Source organism: Amycolatopsis sp. NPDC006125 (assembly GCF_040614195.1).
GTDB classification, from domain to species: domain Bacteria; phylum Actinomycetota; class Actinomycetes; order Mycobacteriales; family Pseudonocardiaceae; genus Amycolatopsis_E; species Amycolatopsis_E tucumanensis.
The window spans coordinates 53,811-71,819 of record NZ_JBEXTZ010000008.1 but is presented as its reverse complement, the minus strand read 5'-3'; the positions used below and the strand labels follow the sequence as shown (position 1 = coordinate 71,819).

The window sequence follows — 18,009 nt, the reverse complement described above, 5'->3', positions numbered from 1 at the left end:
GGGGATTCCTCCTCTTCGGGTGCAACAGGGGCTGGGTCGGCCGCGACCAACCAGCACCGTTGTCGCACCGCTCGAGGAGGAGCCGTGACGAAAGTCTTCCGATTGCTCGTGGTCGGCCTGATGTTCGCCGTGGCCGGTGTGCTCGGCTCGGCCACCGCGTCCGCCGCCTCGGTCACCCCGGTCTTCATCAGTGGCAACCCGTCCTGCGACGGTGGCATCAAGATCGACCCCGTCGTCAGTGGCACCTACGGTCCGGTTCGGATCGTCGTGAGTGGATCGTCGTTCAGCTTCTACACCGTCGGTGACGCCGTGGTGAGCGACGTGATCGTCAAGGGCGGCCCGAACGCGAACTGGTACCACTACGACCCGCCGGTCACGTCGGACACCGGCCTCACCGCCCCGCTCAACCCGAACAGCGGCAAGCCCTACGGCCTCAGCCACCTGTGCTTCTCCGTCGACGACAAGAAGTTCCCCGACCCCAAGTGAACACCGTCAGCGGCCGGGCACGATCACACGGAGCGTGCCCGGCCCGCCCTCGCCGGAGGTGCCCGTGATCCGTCGTCTCGCGCCGGCCGTCCTGGCGGCCGCGCTCCTCACCCAGGTCCCCGGCATCGCGTCCGCCGCGGAGCCGCTGCAGCCCGACCTCGGCATGGCGCGCATCAGTGACCTCAAGATCGCCACGACCGCCTCGGGGCAACGGCAGCTCCGCTTCTCGGCGACGATCGTCAACGTCGGGCGCGGGCCGTTCGAGCTCGTCGCGGACCGGGCGTCCGAGTCGTCGTCCTTCGTGGTCTCCCAACGTGTTCCGCAGTCGGACGGCTCCCGCGTTTCGGTCGGCGTCCCGGCGAGCCTGGTGTACGGCGGGGACGGCCACGGCCATTGGCACGTGCGGGACCTGGAGAGCTACCAGCTCGTGCGGCTCGACAACGGCAGCAAGGTCGGCACCTCGTCGAAGGGCGGCTTCTGCTTCTTCGACACCGACGCCTACCGCCTCACGTTGCCGGGCGCACCGCAGTCCTCTGTGTACTCGCCGGAGACCTGCGGGCACCTCGACTCGCTGACGGTGTCGATGGGCCTGTCCGTCGGCTGGGGCGACCGGTACCCGTGGACGCTGCCCGACCAGTACATCGACATCACCGGCCTCGCCAACGGCCAGTACCGGCTCATCGCCACCGCCGACGCCCAGGGCCTGTTCGTGGAAAGCAACCGCGCCAACAACTCGACGTGGGTGGACATCGCCGTGACGAGCCGCAAGAGCGGGACGTCGGTGAAGATCCTCGGCTACGGCCCGGCGGCCTAGGCCGTCAGCGGGACTGGAGCGCGTCCAGCGCCACGGCCTGCGCGAGCACCAGCCGGCGGTCCAGCGACGGGTCGGCGACGCGCACCAGGTAGTGGTCCCGGAACCGGGTCTTCTTTTCGAAGCTGCCGACCAGCTGGCCGTCGCGGACGAAGTCGAAGTGGTACTTCCATGGGAACGGGATGTCGCCGACCCACGGGAGGAAGTCCCAGACGCGGCGGAACAGCGCCAGGGCCATGCTGCGCTCGCTGATCTCCACCGGCGGCACGCCCGGCTGCTCCAGCCGCCACGTCGACCGCAGCAGCGACTTGCCGAACTGCTTGCCGAACACCCCGATCGGCTGCCCGTCGCCGGTCGTCACGTCGTAGCCGCTCGCCAGGTCGATCACCTTGCGGGCACGGAACGCGGCGAGCACGTGCTGCTTGCTCTCGTCCGCGTAGAGGGTGACCTGCTCGCGGAAGGTCATCCGCTTCTGCTCGACGAACGCGACCAGCGCGCCGGGCCCGCCGTTGCCGTCGTCGGTGAACACCTCGTAGCGGTTCACCATCATGGTGACCCGCTGGTGGACGTGGAACTGGTCGTGCTGCTGCAGGTTCACGGATCTCCCCCAGGTCGAGTGTTCGCTCGTCCCCGGATACTTTAGGCGGAGATCCTGGGCTGAGCCGCGTGCCGCCGCCGCACGTCTGCCGCGCCGTTCGTTGATGCGCGCAGCGGGGCCTTTTGCAGCTTGCCCGTCGCGGTCTTCGGCAACTCGGTCATCACCTTGACGAAGCCGGGCACCATGTGTTTCGGCATGCGCTCGCGGCAGAACTCGGTCAGCGCGGACGGGTCGATCTCCGCTCCGGGGTCCGGCACGACGCAGATCATGACCTCGTCCTCGCCGCCGGCGTCGTCGGTCTTCACGCCCACCGCGGCGCACTCCGCGATCCCCGGGTAATGCAACACGGCCTGCTCGACCTCGTACGACGAGATGTTCTCGCCGCGGCGGCGGATGCAGTCCTTGATGCGGTCGACGAAGTGCAGCCGCGACTGCTCGTCCAGGAAACCGGCGTCCCCGGTGTGGAACCACAGGTCACGCCAGGCCTCGACGGTCTTGTCCGGCATCTTGAAGTACCCGGCCATGAACGCGCCGGGAATCCGGGGGCGCACGACTATCTCGCCGACGGTGCCTGCCGGGAGCAGCTGCCCCGTCTCCGCATCGGCGATGGCCAGCTCGAACGCGTCCAGTGCCTTGCCGGAGTTCCGGCCCGAGGTCGAGTACGCCACCATGTTGCACTCGGTCATGCCGAATCCGTGGAGCACCTCGACGCCGAAGCGCCGTTCGAATTCCGGGGCGCCCTCGTCGGAGACCGGGATCGACAGCACCGCCCGCAGCCCGTGGTCCAGGTCGGCGTCCGAAGGCGGCTGGTTCAGCACGAAATCGGCCATCACGCCGAGCAGGTGGGTGATCGTCGCGCCGGTGCGGCGGACGTCCGGGAGCCACCCCGACGCGCTGAACCGCTTCGCCAGGTAGAACTGGGCGCCCGCGAACAGCACCGCGCCGACCTGCATGAACAGGCCGTTCGCGTGGAAGAGCGGCAGGGCGACGTACTCCTTGTCCGCCGGGGTCATCCGAAGGTGCGTCGCGATCCCGGCGCCGAAGAGCACGCAGTGCGCGTGCGGGAGGAGCACGCCCTTCGCCGGCCCGGTCGTGCCGGACGTGTAGAGGATCGTGGAGATGTCCGATGGCGCCAGCTCGGCGGGCTCGGCGATCGGGGCGTGCGCCACGACCTCGTCCCACCGCGGCTCGCCGAAGACCACGACTTCGCGGACCGAACCGGGCAGTCCCGCGTCCCGCACCGTCTCCAGCAGGTCGGCCTGGACGAACACCACGGCCGGCTCCGAGTTCGCCAGCTGGTGGCCCAGGAACTGCCCCTTCAGCTCCGGGTTGAGCGGCACGAAGATGGCGCCGATCAGGTTGGCGCCGAACAGCACCGCGAGGATCTCGGGCCGGTTCCCGGTGACGCACACGACGCGATCGCCCTTGCCGCAGCCGGCCGCGGACAGCCAGCCGGCGACCGCGGCCGCCTTGTCCCACACCTCCCGGTAGGTCCAGGTCGTGCCGTCGAAGGACTCCACGAACACCTGCTCCGGCTGCGCGGCGGCGCGCTTGCGCAGCAGGCTCGGCAGGTCCGTCCGGACGGCGTCCACCAGTGGCGTGCGAGAGCTGGCCGAAGTCACGAGTCTCGTCCTCCTGACGCGGGGCGTCGGTGACCGCGTTCCGGCAGACGATACCTCAGTTTCAATTCACTCGGTAGGGCCGAACTCCGCCTGTACCTGGGGCAGCACCTCGGTGCCCAGCAGTTCGATCGCCGTCATCACGTGCTTCTGCGGCACCCCCGACCAGTCCATCTGCATGGCGTACCGGTCCGCTCCGACGAGCTTCCCGACCGTGATCAGCCGGTCCGCGACCTCGTTGGGGCTGCCGGTGAACAGCGACGACGCCCCGGCGGTGTACGCGTCGTACTCGGCGCGGGTCGGGACCGCCCAGCCGCGGGCCCGCGCGCCGTACTTCATCGTTTCCAGCCAGTACGGGTAGAACGTGTCCTTCGCGTCCTGCGACTTCCGCGCCACCAGCCCGATCGCGCTCATCGTCACGTGCTGTGTCGCCGGGTCGTTGCCGGACACCTCGCTCGCTCGGCGGTACAGCTCCACCAGCGGCGCGAACCGCTCCGGGCGGCCGCCGATGATCGCGTACACGACGGGCAGCCCGAGCGCGCCGGCGCGGATCGAGGAGTCCTGGTTGCCTCCCGTGCCGACCGAGATGCGCAGGTGCTCGCCGTACGGCCGCGGCAGCACCCGCGCACCCCGCAGCGGCGCGCGGAACTTGCCCGACCACGTCACCGGGTCCTCGCGGTCCAGCGCCAGCAACAGGTCGAGCTTCTCCTCGAACAGCGCGTCGTAGTCCTCCAGGTCCGCGCCGTACAGCGGGAACGACTCGATGAACGACCCGCGCCCCACCAGCAGCTCGGCCCGGCCACCGCTGAGCTGGTCGAGCGTCGTGAACTGCTGGTAGAGCCGCACCGGGTCCTCGGTGCTCAACACGGACACCGCGGTCGACAACGTGATCTTCGAGGTCGCGCTCGCCGCGGCCGCCAGCACCGTGGCCGGGTTGGAGATCGCGTACGAGTCGAGGTGGTGCTCGCCGAGGCCGTAGAACCCCAAGCCGAGCTCGTCGGCCAGCTTCATCCGCTCCAGCGTGTTCGCCAGCGCCGCCGAGACGGACAGCTGTTCGCCGGTGACCGGGTCGGCCGGGCGGTCACCGAAGCTGTAGATGCCGAGTTCCATGCCTCCCAAGGTAACCAGCGGATGATGACACGTCAACTAAATCGGACGACGAGGCTCGACAGCCGCCAGGTCCCCGGGTCCGGCATGCGCTCGACCTTCACCGGTTCGAACTCCCGGGCCAGCAGCGCGGTCAGCGCCACCTCGGTCTGCACCCGGGCCAGCGCGGCGCCGAGGCAGAAGTGCGGGCCGTGCCCGAAGCCGAGGTGCCCGCCGCCGGGCCGGGTCACGTCGAAGCGGTCCGGATCCTCGAAGGCGCGCGGATCCCGGTTGGCCGCCGCGACCGCCGCGACGATCGCCTCGCCCTCGCGGATCAGCACGCCCTCCAGTTCGACGTCCTCGCGCGCGTACCGCGGGATCGTCATCAGCGTCGGCCCGCACCAGCGGATCAACTCGTCCACCGCGCGCGGCATCAGTCCTGGGTCGGCACGCAGCGCGGCGAGCTGGTCCGGGTGCTCCAGCAGGGCGGCCACGGCGTTCGCGACGAGGTTCGACGGCGTCTGCCCGGCCAGCACCAGGTGCCACACGAGCGTGACCATCTCGGTGTCGCTGAGCCGGTCCTCGGCCCGGATCAGGTCGGCGAGCACGTCGTCACCCGGCTCCTCCCGGCGACGGGCGATGGCGGCCTGCGCGCCGGCCATGACGCCGGGGATCGCGGCGGCGAACGCCGGGCCGTGGCCGCTCGCGACCGCCATGCCGTACTCGCGCCACTGCGGGCGGTCCTCGCCGGGGATGCCGACCAGCTCGCAGATCACGTCCATCGGCAGCGGACGGGCGAAGTCCCGCAGCAGGTCGGCCTCCGCGGGCAGGTCGTCGAGCAGCCGTCCGACGAGCGGTTCGACGCGTGGCCGGAAGTCCAGTGCGCGGCGCGCGGAGAACGCGGGGGACACCAGGCGGCGCAGCCGGGCGTGCTCCGGACCCTCCACTTCGGACATCGTGCGCATGTACGCGCGGCAGTGTTCGGGCACGTCCGGGCGCTGGTAGCTGTTCGCGGTCAGCTCGAAGCGGGGATCGGACAGGACCGCTCGCGCGGTCTCGTGGCGGGTCGCGGCCCACACCGGGCCGAAGCCGGGCGCGCCGACGCGGGCCAGCGGTGACTGCTCCCGCGCGCGGCCGTAGGCGGTGAACGGGTCGGTCAGCACTTCGGGGTCGGTCAGGGAGATCTCGGGAATCACTCGCACTCCAGATGTTGGATTCAGATGTTCACGTCATCTGAATGGGCACGATATCTTGGTCTTCGTCCGGATGGCAACGAGGAGGCTTCGTGGCGCGGCTGACCAGGGCGGAGACGCAGGAGCGCAACCGCGCGAAAGTGCTGGTCGCGGCGCGGGAGGAGTTCGCGGAGCGGGGGTTCCGGGACGCCAAGGTGGACGTCATCGCCGAGCGGGCGGAGCTCACGCGCGGCGCGGTCTACTCGAACTTCCCCGGCAAGCGGGCCCTGTACTTCGCGGTCCTGGCCGACCTCGCGGCCCGCGCGGAGCCGTCCCCGCACAGCAGGCCCGGCACCGACGCCCGGTCCGCGGTCGGCTCGTTCGCCCGCGACTGGATCGTGCGGGACGCCGGCCTGGCCCGCGACCTGCCCGCCGAAGTGATGGCCGACGAGCGGGTGCGGCTGCCCTACGCGCAGCTCATGGAACTCGGCGCGCTGCTGCTCGCGCTGGCGGTGGAACGGCTCGACCCGCCGGAGTCCCCGCCGGGCGCGCCACCCGCGCGGTACGTGCGCCGGGCGCGGGCGGTGCTGACGTCGCTGCACGGCGCGCGTCAGCTCACCGTCGCGGCGCCCGGGTTCGTCGAGCCGTTCGACGTGATCAGCACCTGTGAACAGCTCGCCGACCTGCCGTTCAACGACTGGTGGGCCCCGCCGCAGGTGTCCCCGCACCCGCGCCCCGCCGACGAGCCGTGGTCGCCCGGCGAGGCCGTCGACCTGGTGCGCGGCGAGCCGGTCCGGCTTCCGTCCGACGGCGTCGTCGCGGTCCTCGGCCTGCACCGGCTCGCCGTCGTGGAGGAAGCCGTCCGGGCGGGGCTGGATGTCACGCTCGTGGCGGTCACCGGGGAACCGGCCGAGCTGGGGCCGCTCGCGCGCCTGGTGATCACCGAGGTCGCCGCGTGCCTGCGGCAGGCGTTCCCCGAGGCCGCGTGGCCGCGCCTGCGGGTCGTGTGCGACGAGCGGGGCGAGCTGGCCGCGGCGGCCGGGGTGGCGGCGGTCAGTGACGCGACCGAGGTGGCGGTGCGCGTGGCCGGCGGCCGGATCATCGCGCGCGCGGATGGATTCGGCGCCTGCCACGCGGTGTCAGCAGGGAAACTTGCGCCCGCCGCCACGGCCAACCACGATCGGTCCTCGTGACTACGGCGGAAACCTCGCTCCGGTACGGCCAGGCCGCCGGGCGCTGGGTCCTGTTCGCCACCGTTCTCGGGTCCGGCGTCACGTTCCTGGACGCCACGGTCGTGAACATCGCGCTGCCCAAGATCGGCAGCGACCTCGAGGCGAGCACGGCCGGTCTGCAGTGGACGATCAACGGCTACACGCTCAGCCTCGCCGCGCTGATCCTGCTCGGCGGCTCCCTCGGCGACCGCTTCGGGCGGCGGCGGATCTTCGTGCTCGGCGTGGCGTGGTTCGCGATCGCGTCGCTGCTCTGCGGGCTCGCGCCGGACATCTGGACGCTGGTCGCCGCCCGGGTGCTGCAGGGCGTCGGCGGAGCCCTGCTCACGCCCGGATCGCTGGCGATCCTGGAGGCCTCGTTCCACCCCGACGACCGCGCGAAGGCGATCGGCGCGTGGTCCGGGCTCGGCGGGATCGCCGGGGCGCTCGGACCGTTCCTCGGCGGCTGGCTGGTCGAGGTGGCGAGCTGGCGGCTGGTGTTCCTGATCAACGTGCCGCTCGCGGCGATAGTCGTGCTGGTCGCGCTCCGGCACGTCCCGGAGACCCGCAACCCGGAGGCCGCGCGGCAGCTGGACTTCACCGGCGCGGCGATGGGCGCGCTCGGGCTGGCCGGGCTGAGCTACGGCTTCACGGCGTGGCCGGCGCTTGGCGCGGGCTCGCCGACGGTGCTGGCGGCGCTCGGCGTGGGGGTCGCCGGGATCGCGGCGTTCGTGCTGACCGAGCGGCGGTCGCGGCACCCGATGCTGCCGCTCGGCGTGTTCGCGTCGCGGGCGTTCACCGCGGCGAACCTGGTGACGTTCGCGGTGTACGCCGCGCTGGGCGGCGTGTTCTTCCTGGTCGTGCTGAACCTGCAGGTCGTCGGCGGGTACTCGCCGGTCGCGGCGGGTTCGGCGATGCTGCCGGTGACCGCGCTGATGCTCGTGCTGTCGGCGCGCGCCGGGGCGCTCGGGCAGCGGACCGGGCCGCGGCTGCCGATGACCGCAGGGCCGGTCGTGTGCGCGGTGGCTCTCGTGCTGCTGTCCCGGATCTCGGCGAGCCCGTCGTACCTGACCGAGGTCCTGCCCGCGGTCGTGGTGCTCGGGCTCGGCTTGTCGCTGACGGTCGCGCCGCTGACCGCGACCGCGCTCGGCGCGCTCGACGACCGGTACGCGGGGGTGGCAAGTGGCGCGAACAACGCGATCGCCCGCACCGCCGGGCTGCTCGCGGTCGCGGTGCTGCCGCTGGTCGCGGGCATCGGCACGGGCAGCCTGACCGATCCCGCGGCGCTCGCGCCCGCCTACCGCACGGCGATGCTGGTGTGCGCCGGACTGCTCGTCGCGGGCGCGTTGATCGCGTTCGCGTTCGTGCCCGGCCGCCCGAAGCCGGCGCCGGTCAGCCCGGTGAAGGTGCACTGCGCGGTGGCCGGCACACCGCTGCACCCCGCGGAATGCCGCGAGCCCTTGGAACGTTGACCGGTGTGCGAGGAAGGAGCGGGTATGAAGAGCAGGAATTCGCTCAGGTCGCTCAAGCGTCAGCCGGGCTCGATCGTGGTCCGGCGCCGGGGGCGTTCGTTCGTCATCAACAAGAACAACCCCCGGGTGAACGCCCGTCAAGGCTGAATTGTCCGGAAACAGGGTCCGTCCAGAGTCGACGGACCCTGTTCTTTTGTGTCACGTGCCGTTTATCGTGTCGATCGATGAACGTGCGTGGAACTGCCGTCGTGGTCGGCGCTACCGGCGGGATCGGTGCGGAAGTGGCCGCCGCCCTGGCCGACCGGTACACCGTATGGGTCGCCGGGCGGGACGAGACCGCGTTGAAGGAATTGGCCGGAACGTTACCGGACGCGCATTGCTGGACCGTCGACCTCGCGGCCGATCCGGACATTTCCGATAATTGTCCGGAATTGTCGTCGGTCGACGTGGTCGTGCATTGTGCGGGTGTTTTCCAACTGGGTTCGGTCGCGGAAACCGATCTCGACGTGTGGCGTGAGCTGTTCGCCGTGAACCTGTTCGGCGTCATCGGGACGACCCGGCGGCTGCTGCCCGCGCTGCGAGCCGCGCGGGGCCGGGTGATCCTGGTGAACTCGACGGCCGTCCTCGGCTCACCCGCCCACCGGTCCGCCTACGCCGCCAGCAAGACGGCGCTGCGGGTGTTCGCCGAGGCGCTGCGCCGCGAGGAGCTCCCGAACGGGGTCCGCGTCACGAGCATCTACCCGGGACGCGTCGCGACGCCGATGCAGCAGACCGTCCGCTGGATGGAGGGCGGTCCCTACGAGCCCGAGCGGTACCTCGACCCGGCGTCGATCGCGGACGCGGTGCGATCCGTGCTGGACGCGCCGCCGAACACGCATCCGACCGAACTCGTGATCGAGCCCGAATGGCGTCCGTGACCTTGCGGTCGCGGCCCGCATCCGGTGGTATGGCGGCATGAACCAGACGGACGCTGTCGTCGTGATCGCGACCATCGAGGCCGCGGAAGGCAAGGAGGCCCAGGTCGAGGAGGCGCTGCGGACCGCGGTGCGGGCGGTGCACTCCGAGCCGGGCTGCGAACGCTACGCGCTGCACCGCGACGCGAAGTCGCCGACGACGTTCGTGATGGTGGAGAAGTGGGCGTCCGGCCCGGCGCTCGGCGCCCACGGCAAGGGCGCGGCCCTCGCCGAACTGGGCGCGGCCCTCGACGGGCTGCTCGCGAAGCCGATGGACGTGCGGCTGCTGACCCCGCTGCCGGACGGGGACGGCAAGCTGGGCGCGCTGTGAACCTGCCGCTCGCCGGGATCACCGTCGTCAGCCTGGAGCAGGCCGTCGCGGCGCCGTTCGCGACGCGCCAGCTCGCCGATCTGGGCGCCCGGGTGATCAAGGTGGAACGTCCCGGTGGCGGCGATTTCGCGCGGCGCTACGACACGACCGTGCACGGCCAGTCCAGCTACTTCGTCTGGCTCAACCGGTCCAAGGAGTCGCTGACCCTCGACCTCAAGGACCCCCGCGGCCGGGAGGTCCTGGCCGGCCTGCTCGCCGGCGCGGACGTGTTCGTGCAGAACCTCGCGCCCGGCGCGGCGGCCCGCCTGGAGCTGGATCCGGCGACGCTCGCGCAGCGGTACCCGTCGTTGATCCCGTGCACGATCAGCGGGTACGGCACGGACGGGCCGTGGGCGGAGCGGAAGGCCTACGACCTGCTCGTCCAGTGCCAGACCGGCCTGGTGTCGCTGACCGGGACGCCGGAGGGCGCGGCGCGGGCGGGGGTGTCGGTCGCGGACATCGCGGGCGGCATGTACGCCTACTCGGGCATCCTGACGGCCCTGTTCACGCGGGCCACGACCGGCCGGGCGGAGCCGGTGGAGGTGTCGTTGTTCGACGCGCTGTCCGAGTGGATGGGACAGCCGGCCTACTACACGCGCTACGGCGGCACGCAGCCGCCGCGGGTGGGCACCCAGCACGCGACGATCGCGCCCTACGGGGCGTACACCGCGGCCGACGGCAAGGACGTGCTGTTCTCGATCCAGAACGAGCCGGAGTGGGTCGCGCTGTGTTCGCGGTTCCTGCAGCGGCCCGAGCTGGTCGACGACCCGCGGTTCGCGACCGGTTCCGCGCGGGTGGTGCACCGGGACGAGCTGAACGAGATCGTGGCGGCGCGGTTCCGTGAGCTGGACAGCGACAAGATCATGGCCCTGCTGGACGACATCGGCGTGGCGAACGCGGGGGTGAACTCGGTGCACGAGTTCCTGGCGCACCCGGTGCTCGCCGAGCGCGACCGGTGGCGCACGGTGCCGATCCCTGGCGGGACGGTGGAGGCGCTGCTCCCGCCGGTGATCATGGGCGGGTTCGAGCCGTGGATGGGGCCGGTGCCCGAGGTGGGCGCGCACACCTCCGCGATCCTCCAGGAACTCGGCCACGACGAGGCCGCCGTGGAGCGACTGCGGGCGGAGGGTGTGGTCTGACCCGCGGGGTTGGCGGGGGTTGTTCTCATAGTCGAGTGGCCTTGCGGCTGGGCGACGATGTGCCTGCCGAGCGGTTTTGGGTGGCGGGTGTGGTCTGTTCCTGGCCCGCCGGCGCCGCCTCCTGCTGTGGTGCGGGGTGCTGGTCCGGCGGAAGTAGAGCCCGCAGCGCGTCGGGGGGCTGGGGTGACCTGGATTGAGCCCCTCGTTCGTGGGGTACTCCCCAGTATGCGTCGCACGTTGCTCGGGATTTACCTGAACGACCATGTGGCCGTGGTGACGGCCGGGGTGGAGCTGGCCAGGCGCTTCGCCCGCGCCGAGGCCGACTGGGCGGGCAACGGCAAGCTCGACCGCCTCGCCGAGGAGATGGCCGAGGACCGCGACGCCCTCGTCGACATGATGCGCGCTCTCGGCGAACCCTCCCGCCCCACCGGGCACTGGGCCGGGTGGCTCCTGGAGAAGGCGGGCCGGCTCAAGTTCAACGGCCGCCTGCTGAACCGTTCGCCGCTCAGCCGCGTCGTCGAACTCGAGGGGCTCCGGCTCGGCGTCGAGGGCAAGGTCGCGGCCTGGCGCACCCTGCGTGCCCGCGCCGCCGTCGACCCGCGGCTGGACGCCGACCGGCTCGACGAGCTGATCGCGAACGGGCGCAGTCAGGCGACGCGGCTCGAACGCCTGCGGGCACGCGCGGTGGCCGAGCTGTTCGGTGAGGAAACCGACCAGGCCGCCTGACGACACCGGTTCGCGCGTAAGGATCCACGAGTTCTTCCCCTGTGGTTAACCCGTTTCGTCGCGTCGTGTGTTAGGCGTCTCCCATCAGTCCGCAATGGACAGTCGAGTTGTCCACAGATCCGTCCACCTGTGGATCGCTTTGTGGACAACCGCTCAGGCGGGTGTGGCGTACCGGACTTCGGCTTTGAACCGCGTTCGCGCGGCGATCCGGCGGGCGCCGCTCATGTTCATGCGCCACGTGGCCATCGCGACGCTGACCCGGAAGTGGTTGGCCACCGAGTGATCCGACCAGCCCTTGAACGCGGCGATCCGCGCGGCGTCAGTGGGGATGAGGAGCTCGCCGGACAGTTCGGCGGCCTCCTCCTCGATGCCCGCCACGGCCGAGCGGCAGCCGTTCTCGTCGGTCAGCGTTGGGCCGAACGGGTGCTCCAGGAGCACGTGCGCCATCTCGTGCGCGATCGTGGATCGCCTGCGGCGCATGGGGTGCACGTGGTTCTCGATGATCACGGCGCCGCTCGGGTCGAGCGGGACCAGCGCCGCGGAGAACACGTGCGGGCGTTCTTCCGTCAGGTGCCGCACCGACTCCGCGGGCAGGAACGGGCTGCGCAGGTCGAACACCTCGATCCCGTACAGCTCGGCCAGCGCCCACGGGTCCAGCGGGGCGAAGACCTCGGTCCCCAGCTCGGCCCGCACCTCGAGGGCGAGTTCCCTGGCCTCCTTCTTGAAACCACGGCGGAGGGTCATTTCGACTCCTTGTTCTTGGCGCGGATGTGTCGCATCGTCAGGCCGACCACGTCCAGCAGGTGCTGCTGGTCGGACTCGCTGAGTTCTTCCTCGGCCCGGAGCAGCGGCGCGAGCTGCGCTTCGAGCGAGGGCCGGCGGCGCCCGTCGGGCTGGCCCTCCGGCCACACCATGAACGTCTCGGCGGGCATCCCGAGCCACTGGACGAGCGCGATGAACCCGTCCAGGTCCGGCCGGTGACCGTTGCCCATCCGGCTGACCAGGGACGCGCTCACCCCGGCCTCGGCCGCGAGCTGCCGCCACGACAATCCGCGTGACTCGCGCTCCGCGTCGAGGGCCGCATAGAGCCTCCCGGTGTCCAGCCGTCCGCCCATGTGGCACACCTCCGCTTTCCGTTCCGTCGCAGTTTTGCCGAACCGTTGCGGAGGTGCAACGGTGATGTACTATAGGGACAGTGTTGCTCCAGTGCAACACCCGAGGAGGGAGAGGGATCATGTCGCGGACGGTGTACTGGGTCTCGCCGATGCTGGGCAGCTGGGATGTGAAGCGGGGCGAGGCCGTGCTGTCGCACCACGAACGCAAGCGGGACGCGGTGCGCGCGGCCGCGAAGCTGGCGCGCGCCGACCGCCCGAGCGTGCTCAGGATCCAGCGGCGCGACGGGTCGATCGAGAGCAGACGGCTCTACGGCAACGATCCGCTGCCTGCTCCGGGTTGACTTCTCCCGCGGCCTGCCGCCGGGGGTGGGGTGGGTGGGCATGGGGTGGACGATAGGGGTGGGGTCTGACAATTCGGGGCGCTTCGTCCCGGCGCCTCAGGAGGCCCTCCGCCCGGCGTCCCCTGTGGACAGTGCGGTTTCCACCTCCGCGCACAGGATGTGGACCGCCACGAGGTGAGCTTCCTGCACGGTGGCCGCCGTGCCGGGCAGGCACAGGGCGTCTTCGACGACGTTCGCCAGCGGGTTCGGGCTCGGCCCGGTCAGCGCCCACACGTTCGCCCCCGCCCGCACACCCTCCTCGGCCGCGCGCGTCAGGTTGCGGCTGCGGCCGTTCGCCGACAGCAGCAGGAGGATGTCGCGCGGCCGGGCGTGCGCGCGCACCTGCCGCGCGAAGACCTCGGCGTGGTCGTACTCGTACTCGTCGCCCACCGCGATGAGGCTGGAGGCGTCGGCGTGCAAGGCGATCGCGGAGAACGGCGGGTGGTCGTCGTGGTAGCGGCCCAGCAGGTCCGCGGTCAGTTGCCTGGCCTCGGCCGCGGACCCGCCGTTGCCCGCGGCGAGCAGCCGGCCGCCCTCGCTCAACCGCTCGGCGAGCACGCGGCCCCATCGCGTGAGGCGCCCCGTCTGCCGACGGAGCGCGCTCAGCGTCTCGTCCAGGGTGTCCAGGTGTCCGCGCGCCACGTTCGGCAGTGTGGTGGTCGCGCTCATGCGGAGGAGGTTTGCCTGCTGTTCAACGTTTAAACTTCTCCGCCGCCCACGCGGCGGCCAGCCCGGCGAGGAGGAAGAGCGCCGCGAGCCACGGCAGGAAAGCGCCACGCATCACCTCGAGTGCGGCGGCGCCCAGCACCCCGGCCAGGGACACCGCGAGGTAGATCGCCGACGCGTTCAGCGACACCACCAGCGACGGCGTCGTGGGCGCGGCGGCGATCAGCTGGTGCTGCTGCGGCACCATCACCGACCACGAGGCCAGCCCGTAGGCGACGACGGCGATCAACGCGCCGGCGAACGTCGCCGTCGTCCACGGCATGAGCGCGAAGTCGAGCGCGCCCAGCGCCATCGCGGCGGTGATGACCCGCATCGGGCCGACGCGGTCGGTCCACCCGCCGGTCACCACGTTGCTGACCGTGCCGGCGACCCCGGCGGCGAACAGTAGGACGGTGAGGCGGACGCCGTCGCCCGCGGTCGCCTGCTCGCCGATCACGCTGAGGTAGATCGTGACCAGGTAGATCCCGACGAACATGGCCACGGTCGCGGTCAGGATCAGCAGCACGGTCCGGTCCCGCAGCGGGGCCAGCCGCGCCCGCAGGGTGGTGACAGGCGGGTTCGGCACCGGCGGCAGCCAGAGCGCGACGCCCGCCGCGGCCACCAGGCCGAGCGCGGCGACCAGCCACATCGTCTGGCGCCAGCTCGCCACCGAGCCGAGCAGCGTCCCGATCGGCACGCCCAACGCGGTCGACGACACCAGGCCCAGCGTGACCAGCGACATCGCGCGGCCACGCCGTTCCGGTGACGCCAGGGCGGCCGCGGCGGTGGAAGCGGTCGGCGTGATGGCGGCGGCACCGGCCGCGGCGATCACCCGCGACGCCAGGGCGAGGCCGTAGTCCGGCGCGAGGGCGGTGACGGCGTTGCCCAGCACGAAGACGCCGAGCGCGGCCAGCAGGACGGTGCGCCGCGGCCAGTTCCCGGTCGCGGCGGCGAGCACCGGGGACAGCACGGCGTAGGCGATCGCGAAGACGGACACGAGCTGGCCGGCCTCGCCGATGCTGACGTCCAGCGAGCGGGCCAGTTCGGGCAGGACGCCGTTGACGACGAAGGCGTCCGTGCCGACTGCGAACGTCGCGATCGTCAGGACGCCGATCCGGGCTGGCAGGCGGTGAGTGGTGGTGACCATGGCTCCTCAAACGGTACTGATCGGTTCCGTTTGAACGGTACTGATCGGTTCCGTTTCTGGTCAAGATCCGATACCGTGGAGTCATGCCGACTCGAGCCCGTGAACGTCTCGTGCAGAGCGCCGAGGACCTGTTCTACGCGGAGGGCATCCGCGCGGTGGGGGTCGAGCGGCTGCTGGAGGTGTCCGGCGTCGGGCGCGCGTCGTTCTACCGGCACTTCGCGAGCAAGGACGACCTGGTCGAGACGGTCCTGACCGAGCGCGACCAGCAGTGGCGGCAGGCGCTGGCGGAGGGCGTCGCGGCGCGCGGCGACCACCCGCTGGCGGTGTTCGACTTCCTCGCCGAGCGGTTCGCGCGGGCGGACTACCGGGGCTGCGCGTTCATCAACGCGATGGCCGAGGTGGGCGACGCGGACGCGGCGGTGTACCGGCTGGCGCGGGCCCACAAGGGGGCGGTGACGGACTACCTGGCCGGGCTGCTGGAGAAGGCCGGATACGCCTCGAGCGCGACGCTCGCGAAGCAGCTGATGCTGCTGGTGGACGGCGCGCTGGTCACGGCGCTACGCGAGCGCAGCGCGGAGCCGGCCCTGAGGGCTAAGGCGATCGCGGCGGCGTTGCTGGGTTGACGGGTGGTGCGGCGTTGGTCGGCGCGGTGGCTGAGGGCGCAGGGGTCGGGTGGGGTGAAGCCGAGACTCCGCGATGTGGGCGGTGGTGGCGCTTTGTGGGCGCGGCGCGGAGCCGGCCTTGAGGGTGAAGGCGATTGCGGCGGCGTTGTTGGGCTGACGGGCGGTGGGCCGCTGGCCGGCGCCGTGGCTGAGGGCGCAGGGGCCGGCTGGGGTGAAGCCGAGACTCCGCGATGTGGGCGGTGGTGGCGCTTTGTGGGCGCGGCGCGGAGCCGGCCTTGAGGGTGAAGGCGATTGCGGCGGCGTTGCTGGGTTGACGGGTGGTGCGGCGTTGGTCGGCGCGGTGGCTGAGGGCGCAGGGGTCGGCTGGGGTGAAGCCGAGACTCCGCGATGTGGGCGGTGGTGGTGGCGCTTTGCGGGCGCGGCGCGGAGCCGGCCCTGAGGGCGAAGGCGATTGCGGCGGCGTTGCTGGACTGACGGGCGGTCGGCCGCTGGCCGCGCGCGGTGGCTGAAGGTCTCAGGGGTGCGGCGGCCGGGGCGGGTGCCAGCTTGCGCCGGTGCTGTCACGCGTGCGGATTGGGCGGCTGGGTGGCGATGGCCGCGGCCGCAAATTCGTGGGACGAGCTCGGTGCGGCGGCGCTGTGGGTGCTGGTGAGTGTGAGGTTGCCCGGGCTTCGAGGCGCGAGGCGAGAAACCAGGTCAGGACTTCACGAGGCGTGCGATGGCGTCGCTCGCTTCGCGGACCTTGACTTCCGCTTCGCGGCCGCCGGCGCGGGCCGCGTCCACCACGCAGCTCGACAGGTGCTCGTCGAGCAGTTCGAGCGAGAACGACTGCAGCGCCTTCGTCGCGGCGGAGACCTGCGTCAGGATGTCGATGCAGTACTTGTCCTCTTCGACCATCCGCTGCAGGCCGCGGATCTGGCCCTCGATCCGGCGCAGTCGCTTGAGGTAGGCGTCCTTGTCTCCGCTGTAGCTCGCCATGTCCGCCTCCGCTCTCGAAAAACTCCCGCCATCATACCCGCTCCCCGTATCCGCACCCTTGCGTCCGATCGGGCCGTCTGTTCATCTGTTTACCTGAACAGGTGATGGAGGTTATCCCGTGAGTGATCGGACTCCGCTCGGCAGGCGGGAACGGATGTCGGTGGCGGGCATGGTGGGCGTCATCCTCGCGCTCAACGTCGCCGGCTGGGGGGTCCTGCTCCTGCTCGTCGTGCCGCAGCACTTCGAGATCGGCGCGTCCGGCGTCTTCGGTGTCGGCCTCGGGGTCACCGCCTTCACCCTCGGCATGCGGCACGCGTTCGACGCCGACCACATCGCGGCGATCGACAACACCACCCGCAAGCTCATCGCCGACGGGCAGCGGCCGCTCACCGTCGGTTTCTGGTTCTCCCTCGGGCATTCCACGATCGTGTTCGGGTTGTGCCTGCTCTTGTCACTCGGCGTGCGCGCGCTCGCCGGGGAGGTCGAGGACGACTCCTCCACGCTGCACGACGTCACCGGCGTGATCGGCCTGTCCGTGTCCGGCACGTTCCTGTGCCTGCTCGGCGTCATCAACCTGGTCGTGCTGGTCGGCATCCTCCGCGTCGCCCGCGACATGCGCCGCGGGCAGTTCGACGAGGCCGAACTCGAAGCGAAGCTCGCCAGCCGCGGCCTGCTCAACCGCATCCTCGGCAAGGCCACCGCCGCCGTGCGCAAACCGTGGCACATCTACCCGGTAGGGGTACTGTTCGGCCTCGGGTTCGACACCGCCACTGAGGTCGGCCTGCTGGTCCTGGCCGGCGGCGCGGCGGCGTTCGCCCTGCCCTGGTACGCCGTCCTCGTGCTGCCGATCCTGTTCGCGGCAGGCATGACCCTGTTCGACGCCGCCGACGGCTACTTCATGAACTACGCCTACGGCTGGGCCTTCGCGCGGCCGGTGCGCAAGATCTTCTACAACATCACCGTGACCGCCCTCTCCGTCGTGGTCGCCCTGGTCATCGGCGTGATCGAGCTGATCTCCGTGCTCGTCGACCAGGCGGGGATCACGAGCGGCCTGCTGGCCTGGATCGCCGAAATAAACCTCGACCACGCGGGGTTCGTGATCGTGGGTTTGTTCGTCCTGACCTGGGTAGTCGCCTGGTCGGTGTGGCGCTTCGGCCGCATCGAGGAACGCTGGGTTACGCCCGGTACGGGTAGGGGGTATAGTCCGGAACATGACTGAGACCGTCTACACCGTCACCGGGATGACCTGCCAGCACTGCGTCGCCTCCGTCACCGAGGAGGTCACGAAGATCGAGGGCGTCCAGGACGTCAAGGTCGATCTGCCGACCGGTTCGGTCACCGTGGTGAGCGCCGCCGAGCTGAGCGATGACGCGATCCGCGCTGCCATCGACGAGGCCGGGTACGAGCTCGCCTCCCGGTGA

At 71.2% G+C, this 18,009-nt stretch carries 22 protein-coding genes; 13 read left to right on the top strand and 9 right to left on the bottom strand.

The annotated features are described in order from the left end of the window. Positions 1-84 precede the first annotated feature (84 nt). Positions 85-486: a hypothetical protein gene (locus ABZ193_RS06660; RefSeq protein WP_354709186.1), complete on the top strand. Its 402-nt coding sequence runs from the start codon at positions 85-87 to the stop codon at positions 484-486. Positions 487-550: 64 nt separating this feature from the next. Beyond that, positions 551-1,300 carry a lysyl oxidase family protein gene (locus ABZ193_RS06655; protein ID WP_354709185.1) on the top strand — a complete coding sequence of 250 codons (750 nt, stop codon included), beginning with the start codon at positions 551-553 and terminating at the stop codon, positions 1,298-1,300. Positions 1,301-1,304: 4 nt separating this feature from the next. Here ABZ193_RS06655 and ABZ193_RS06650 read toward each other — a convergent pair whose 3' ends face one another. The 4 genes from ABZ193_RS06650 to ABZ193_RS06635 all read right to left on the bottom strand — a co-directional run bounded on the left by ABZ193_RS06650 (position 1,305) and on the right by ABZ193_RS06635 (position 5,796). Next, positions 1,305-1,895: a hypothetical protein gene (locus ABZ193_RS06650; RefSeq protein ID WP_354709184.1), complete on the bottom strand. Its 591-nt coding sequence runs from the start codon at positions 1,893-1,895 to the stop codon at positions 1,305-1,307. A gap of 41 nt (positions 1,896-1,936) precedes the next feature. After that, entirely contained in the window at positions 1,937-3,517 is a 1,581-nt protein-coding gene (locus ABZ193_RS06645; RefSeq protein ID WP_354709183.1) for an AMP-binding protein, read from the bottom strand. A 66-nt stretch (positions 3,518-3,583) separates the two neighbouring features. Then, the gene (locus ABZ193_RS06640; protein WP_237338220.1) at positions 3,584-4,624 is read right to left on the bottom strand and encodes an LLM class flavin-dependent oxidoreductase; all 1,041 of its coding nucleotides are present in this window, start codon (positions 4,622-4,624) and stop codon (positions 3,584-3,586) included. A gap of 32 nt (positions 4,625-4,656) precedes the next feature. After that, positions 4,657-5,796, bottom strand: coding sequence for a cytochrome P450 (locus tag ABZ193_RS06635; RefSeq protein ID WP_237338219.1), 1,140 nt, complete (start codon positions 5,794-5,796; stop codon positions 4,657-4,659). A gap of 89 nt (positions 5,797-5,885) precedes the next feature. Here ABZ193_RS06635 and ABZ193_RS06630 point away from each other — a divergent pair, with 89 nt between their 5' ends. The 7 genes from ABZ193_RS06630 to ABZ193_RS06600 all read left to right on the top strand — a co-directional run bounded on the left by ABZ193_RS06630 (position 5,886) and on the right by ABZ193_RS06600 (position 11,640). Next, positions 5,886-6,965, top strand: a complete 1,080-nt coding sequence (locus tag ABZ193_RS06630) for a TetR/AcrR family transcriptional regulator (protein WP_237338218.1) — start codon at positions 5,886-5,888, stop codon at positions 6,963-6,965. After that, positions 6,962-8,452, top strand: coding sequence for a DHA2 family efflux MFS transporter permease subunit (locus ABZ193_RS06625; RefSeq protein WP_237338217.1), 1,491 nt, complete (start codon positions 6,962-6,964; stop codon positions 8,450-8,452). The genes ABZ193_RS06630 and ABZ193_RS06625 overlap by 4 nt, the downstream gene beginning before the upstream one ends. Positions 8,453-8,476: 24 nt before the next feature. Beyond that, positions 8,477-8,599, top strand: a complete 123-nt coding sequence (locus ABZ193_RS06620; protein WP_020416524.1) for a ribosomal protein bL36 — start codon at positions 8,477-8,479, stop codon at positions 8,597-8,599. A gap of 77 nt (positions 8,600-8,676) precedes the next feature. Continuing rightward, positions 8,677-9,369, top strand: coding sequence for an SDR family oxidoreductase (locus ABZ193_RS06615; RefSeq protein ID WP_237338216.1), 693 nt, complete (start codon positions 8,677-8,679; stop codon positions 9,367-9,369). Between the two features lie 37 nt (positions 9,370-9,406). Further along, positions 9,407-9,736, top strand: a complete 330-nt coding sequence (locus tag ABZ193_RS06610) for an antibiotic biosynthesis monooxygenase family protein (protein WP_020416526.1) — start codon at positions 9,407-9,409, stop codon at positions 9,734-9,736. Next, positions 9,733-10,914, top strand: a complete 1,182-nt coding sequence (locus ABZ193_RS06605) for a CaiB/BaiF CoA-transferase family protein (RefSeq protein ID WP_237338215.1) — start codon at positions 9,733-9,735, stop codon at positions 10,912-10,914. Before ABZ193_RS06610 ends, ABZ193_RS06605 begins: the two co-directional genes overlap by 4 nt. A 225-nt stretch (positions 10,915-11,139) precedes the next feature. Continuing rightward, positions 11,140-11,640, top strand: coding sequence for a hypothetical protein (locus ABZ193_RS06600; protein WP_237338214.1), 501 nt, complete (start codon positions 11,140-11,142; stop codon positions 11,638-11,640). 153 nt (positions 11,641-11,793) lie between these two features. Here ABZ193_RS06600 and ABZ193_RS06595 read toward each other — a convergent pair whose 3' ends face one another. Next, entirely contained in the window at positions 11,794-12,384 is a 591-nt protein-coding gene (locus ABZ193_RS06595) for an ImmA/IrrE family metallo-endopeptidase (protein WP_020416529.1), read from the bottom strand. Further along, positions 12,381-12,755 (bottom strand): helix-turn-helix transcriptional regulator, encoded by a 375-nt coding sequence (locus tag ABZ193_RS06590; RefSeq protein WP_017986264.1) that lies wholly within the window; start codon positions 12,753-12,755, stop codon positions 12,381-12,383. Before ABZ193_RS06590 ends, ABZ193_RS06595 begins: the two co-directional genes overlap by 4 nt. A gap of 119 nt (positions 12,756-12,874) precedes the next feature. Here ABZ193_RS06590 and ABZ193_RS06585 point away from each other — a divergent pair, with 119 nt between their 5' ends. Beyond that, a complete protein-coding gene (locus ABZ193_RS06585; RefSeq protein ID WP_020416530.1) occupies positions 12,875-13,096 on the top strand; it encodes a DUF2188 domain-containing protein in 222 nt (73 codons plus the stop codon). A 96-nt stretch (positions 13,097-13,192) separates the two neighbouring features. Here the strand turns inward: ABZ193_RS06585 and ABZ193_RS06580 are convergent, their stop codons facing one another. Beyond that, on the bottom strand, positions 13,193-13,804 hold the full coding sequence (locus tag ABZ193_RS06580; protein WP_354709182.1) for an SIS domain-containing protein: 612 nt from the start codon (positions 13,802-13,804) through the stop codon (positions 13,193-13,195). A 22-nt stretch (positions 13,805-13,826) separates the two neighbouring features. After that, a complete protein-coding gene (locus ABZ193_RS06575) occupies positions 13,827-14,987 on the bottom strand; it encodes an MFS transporter (protein ID WP_354709181.1) in 1,161 nt (386 codons plus the stop codon). Positions 14,988-15,070: 83 nt separating this feature from the next. On the opposite strand from ABZ193_RS06575, the gene ABZ193_RS06570 reads away from it, so the two are divergent. Beyond that, positions 15,071-15,610, top strand: coding sequence for a TetR/AcrR family transcriptional regulator (locus ABZ193_RS06570; RefSeq protein ID WP_237338210.1), 540 nt, complete (start codon positions 15,071-15,073; stop codon positions 15,608-15,610). Positions 15,611-16,306: 696 nt separating this feature from the next. On the opposite strand, the gene ABZ193_RS06565 is transcribed toward ABZ193_RS06570, so the two are convergent. Then, positions 16,307-16,588, bottom strand: a complete 282-nt coding sequence (locus ABZ193_RS06565) for a metal-sensitive transcriptional regulator (protein ID WP_017986268.1) — start codon at positions 16,586-16,588, stop codon at positions 16,307-16,309. A gap of 154 nt (positions 16,589-16,742) precedes the next feature. Between ABZ193_RS06565 and ABZ193_RS06560 the strand changes: the two genes are divergently transcribed. Next, positions 16,743-17,807, top strand: coding sequence for a HoxN/HupN/NixA family nickel/cobalt transporter (locus tag ABZ193_RS06560; protein ID WP_354709212.1), 1,065 nt, complete (start codon positions 16,743-16,745; stop codon positions 17,805-17,807). Then, positions 17,800-18,009: a heavy-metal-associated domain-containing protein gene (locus ABZ193_RS06555; protein WP_017986270.1), complete on the top strand. Its 210-nt coding sequence runs from the start codon at positions 17,800-17,802 to the stop codon at positions 18,007-18,009. Before ABZ193_RS06560 ends, ABZ193_RS06555 begins: the two co-directional genes overlap by 8 nt.

What these genes read in the sequence shown, in the direction of transcription:
- ABZ193_RS06580 (WP_354709182.1), bottom strand. Translation starts at nt 13,804, where the DNA reads ATGAGCGCGACCACCACACTGCCGAACGTGGCGCGCGGACACCTGGAC.
- ABZ193_RS06570 (WP_237338210.1), top strand. Translation starts at nt 15,071, where the DNA reads ATGCCGACTCGAGCCCGTGAACGTCTCGTGCAGAGCGCCGAGGACCTG.
- ABZ193_RS06620 (WP_020416524.1), top strand. Translation starts at nt 8,477, where the DNA reads ATGAAGAGCAGGAATTCGCTCAGGTCGCTCAAGCGTCAGCCGGGCTCG.
- ABZ193_RS06555 (WP_017986270.1), top strand. Translation starts at nt 17,800, where the DNA reads ATGACTGAGACCGTCTACACCGTCACCGGGATGACCTGCCAGCACTGC.
- ABZ193_RS06595 (WP_020416529.1), bottom strand. Translation starts at nt 12,384, where the DNA reads ATGACCCTCCGCCGTGGTTTCAAGAAGGAGGCCAGGGAACTCGCCCTC.
- ABZ193_RS06560 (WP_354709212.1), top strand. Translation starts at nt 16,743, where the DNA reads ATGTCGGTGGCGGGCATGGTGGGCGTCATCCTCGCGCTCAACGTCGCC.
- ABZ193_RS06575 (WP_354709181.1), bottom strand. Translation starts at nt 14,987, where the DNA reads ATGGTCACCACCACTCACCGCCTGCCAGCCCGGATCGGCGTCCTGACG.
- ABZ193_RS06610 (WP_020416526.1), top strand. Translation starts at nt 9,407, where the DNA reads ATGAACCAGACGGACGCTGTCGTCGTGATCGCGACCATCGAGGCCGCG.
- ABZ193_RS06590 (WP_017986264.1), bottom strand. Translation starts at nt 12,755, where the DNA reads ATGGGCGGACGGCTGGACACCGGGAGGCTCTATGCGGCCCTCGACGCG.
- ABZ193_RS06565 (WP_017986268.1), bottom strand. Translation starts at nt 16,588, where the DNA reads ATGGCGAGCTACAGCGGAGACAAGGACGCCTACCTCAAGCGACTGCGC.
- ABZ193_RS06585 (WP_020416530.1), top strand. Translation starts at nt 12,875, where the DNA reads ATGTCGCGGACGGTGTACTGGGTCTCGCCGATGCTGGGCAGCTGGGAT.
- ABZ193_RS06640 (WP_237338220.1), bottom strand. Translation starts at nt 4,624, where the DNA reads ATGGAACTCGGCATCTACAGCTTCGGTGACCGCCCGGCCGACCCGGTC.
- ABZ193_RS06600 (WP_237338214.1), top strand. Translation starts at nt 11,140, where the DNA reads ATGCGTCGCACGTTGCTCGGGATTTACCTGAACGACCATGTGGCCGTG.
- ABZ193_RS06615 (WP_237338216.1), top strand. Translation starts at nt 8,677, where the DNA reads ATGAACGTGCGTGGAACTGCCGTCGTGGTCGGCGCTACCGGCGGGATC.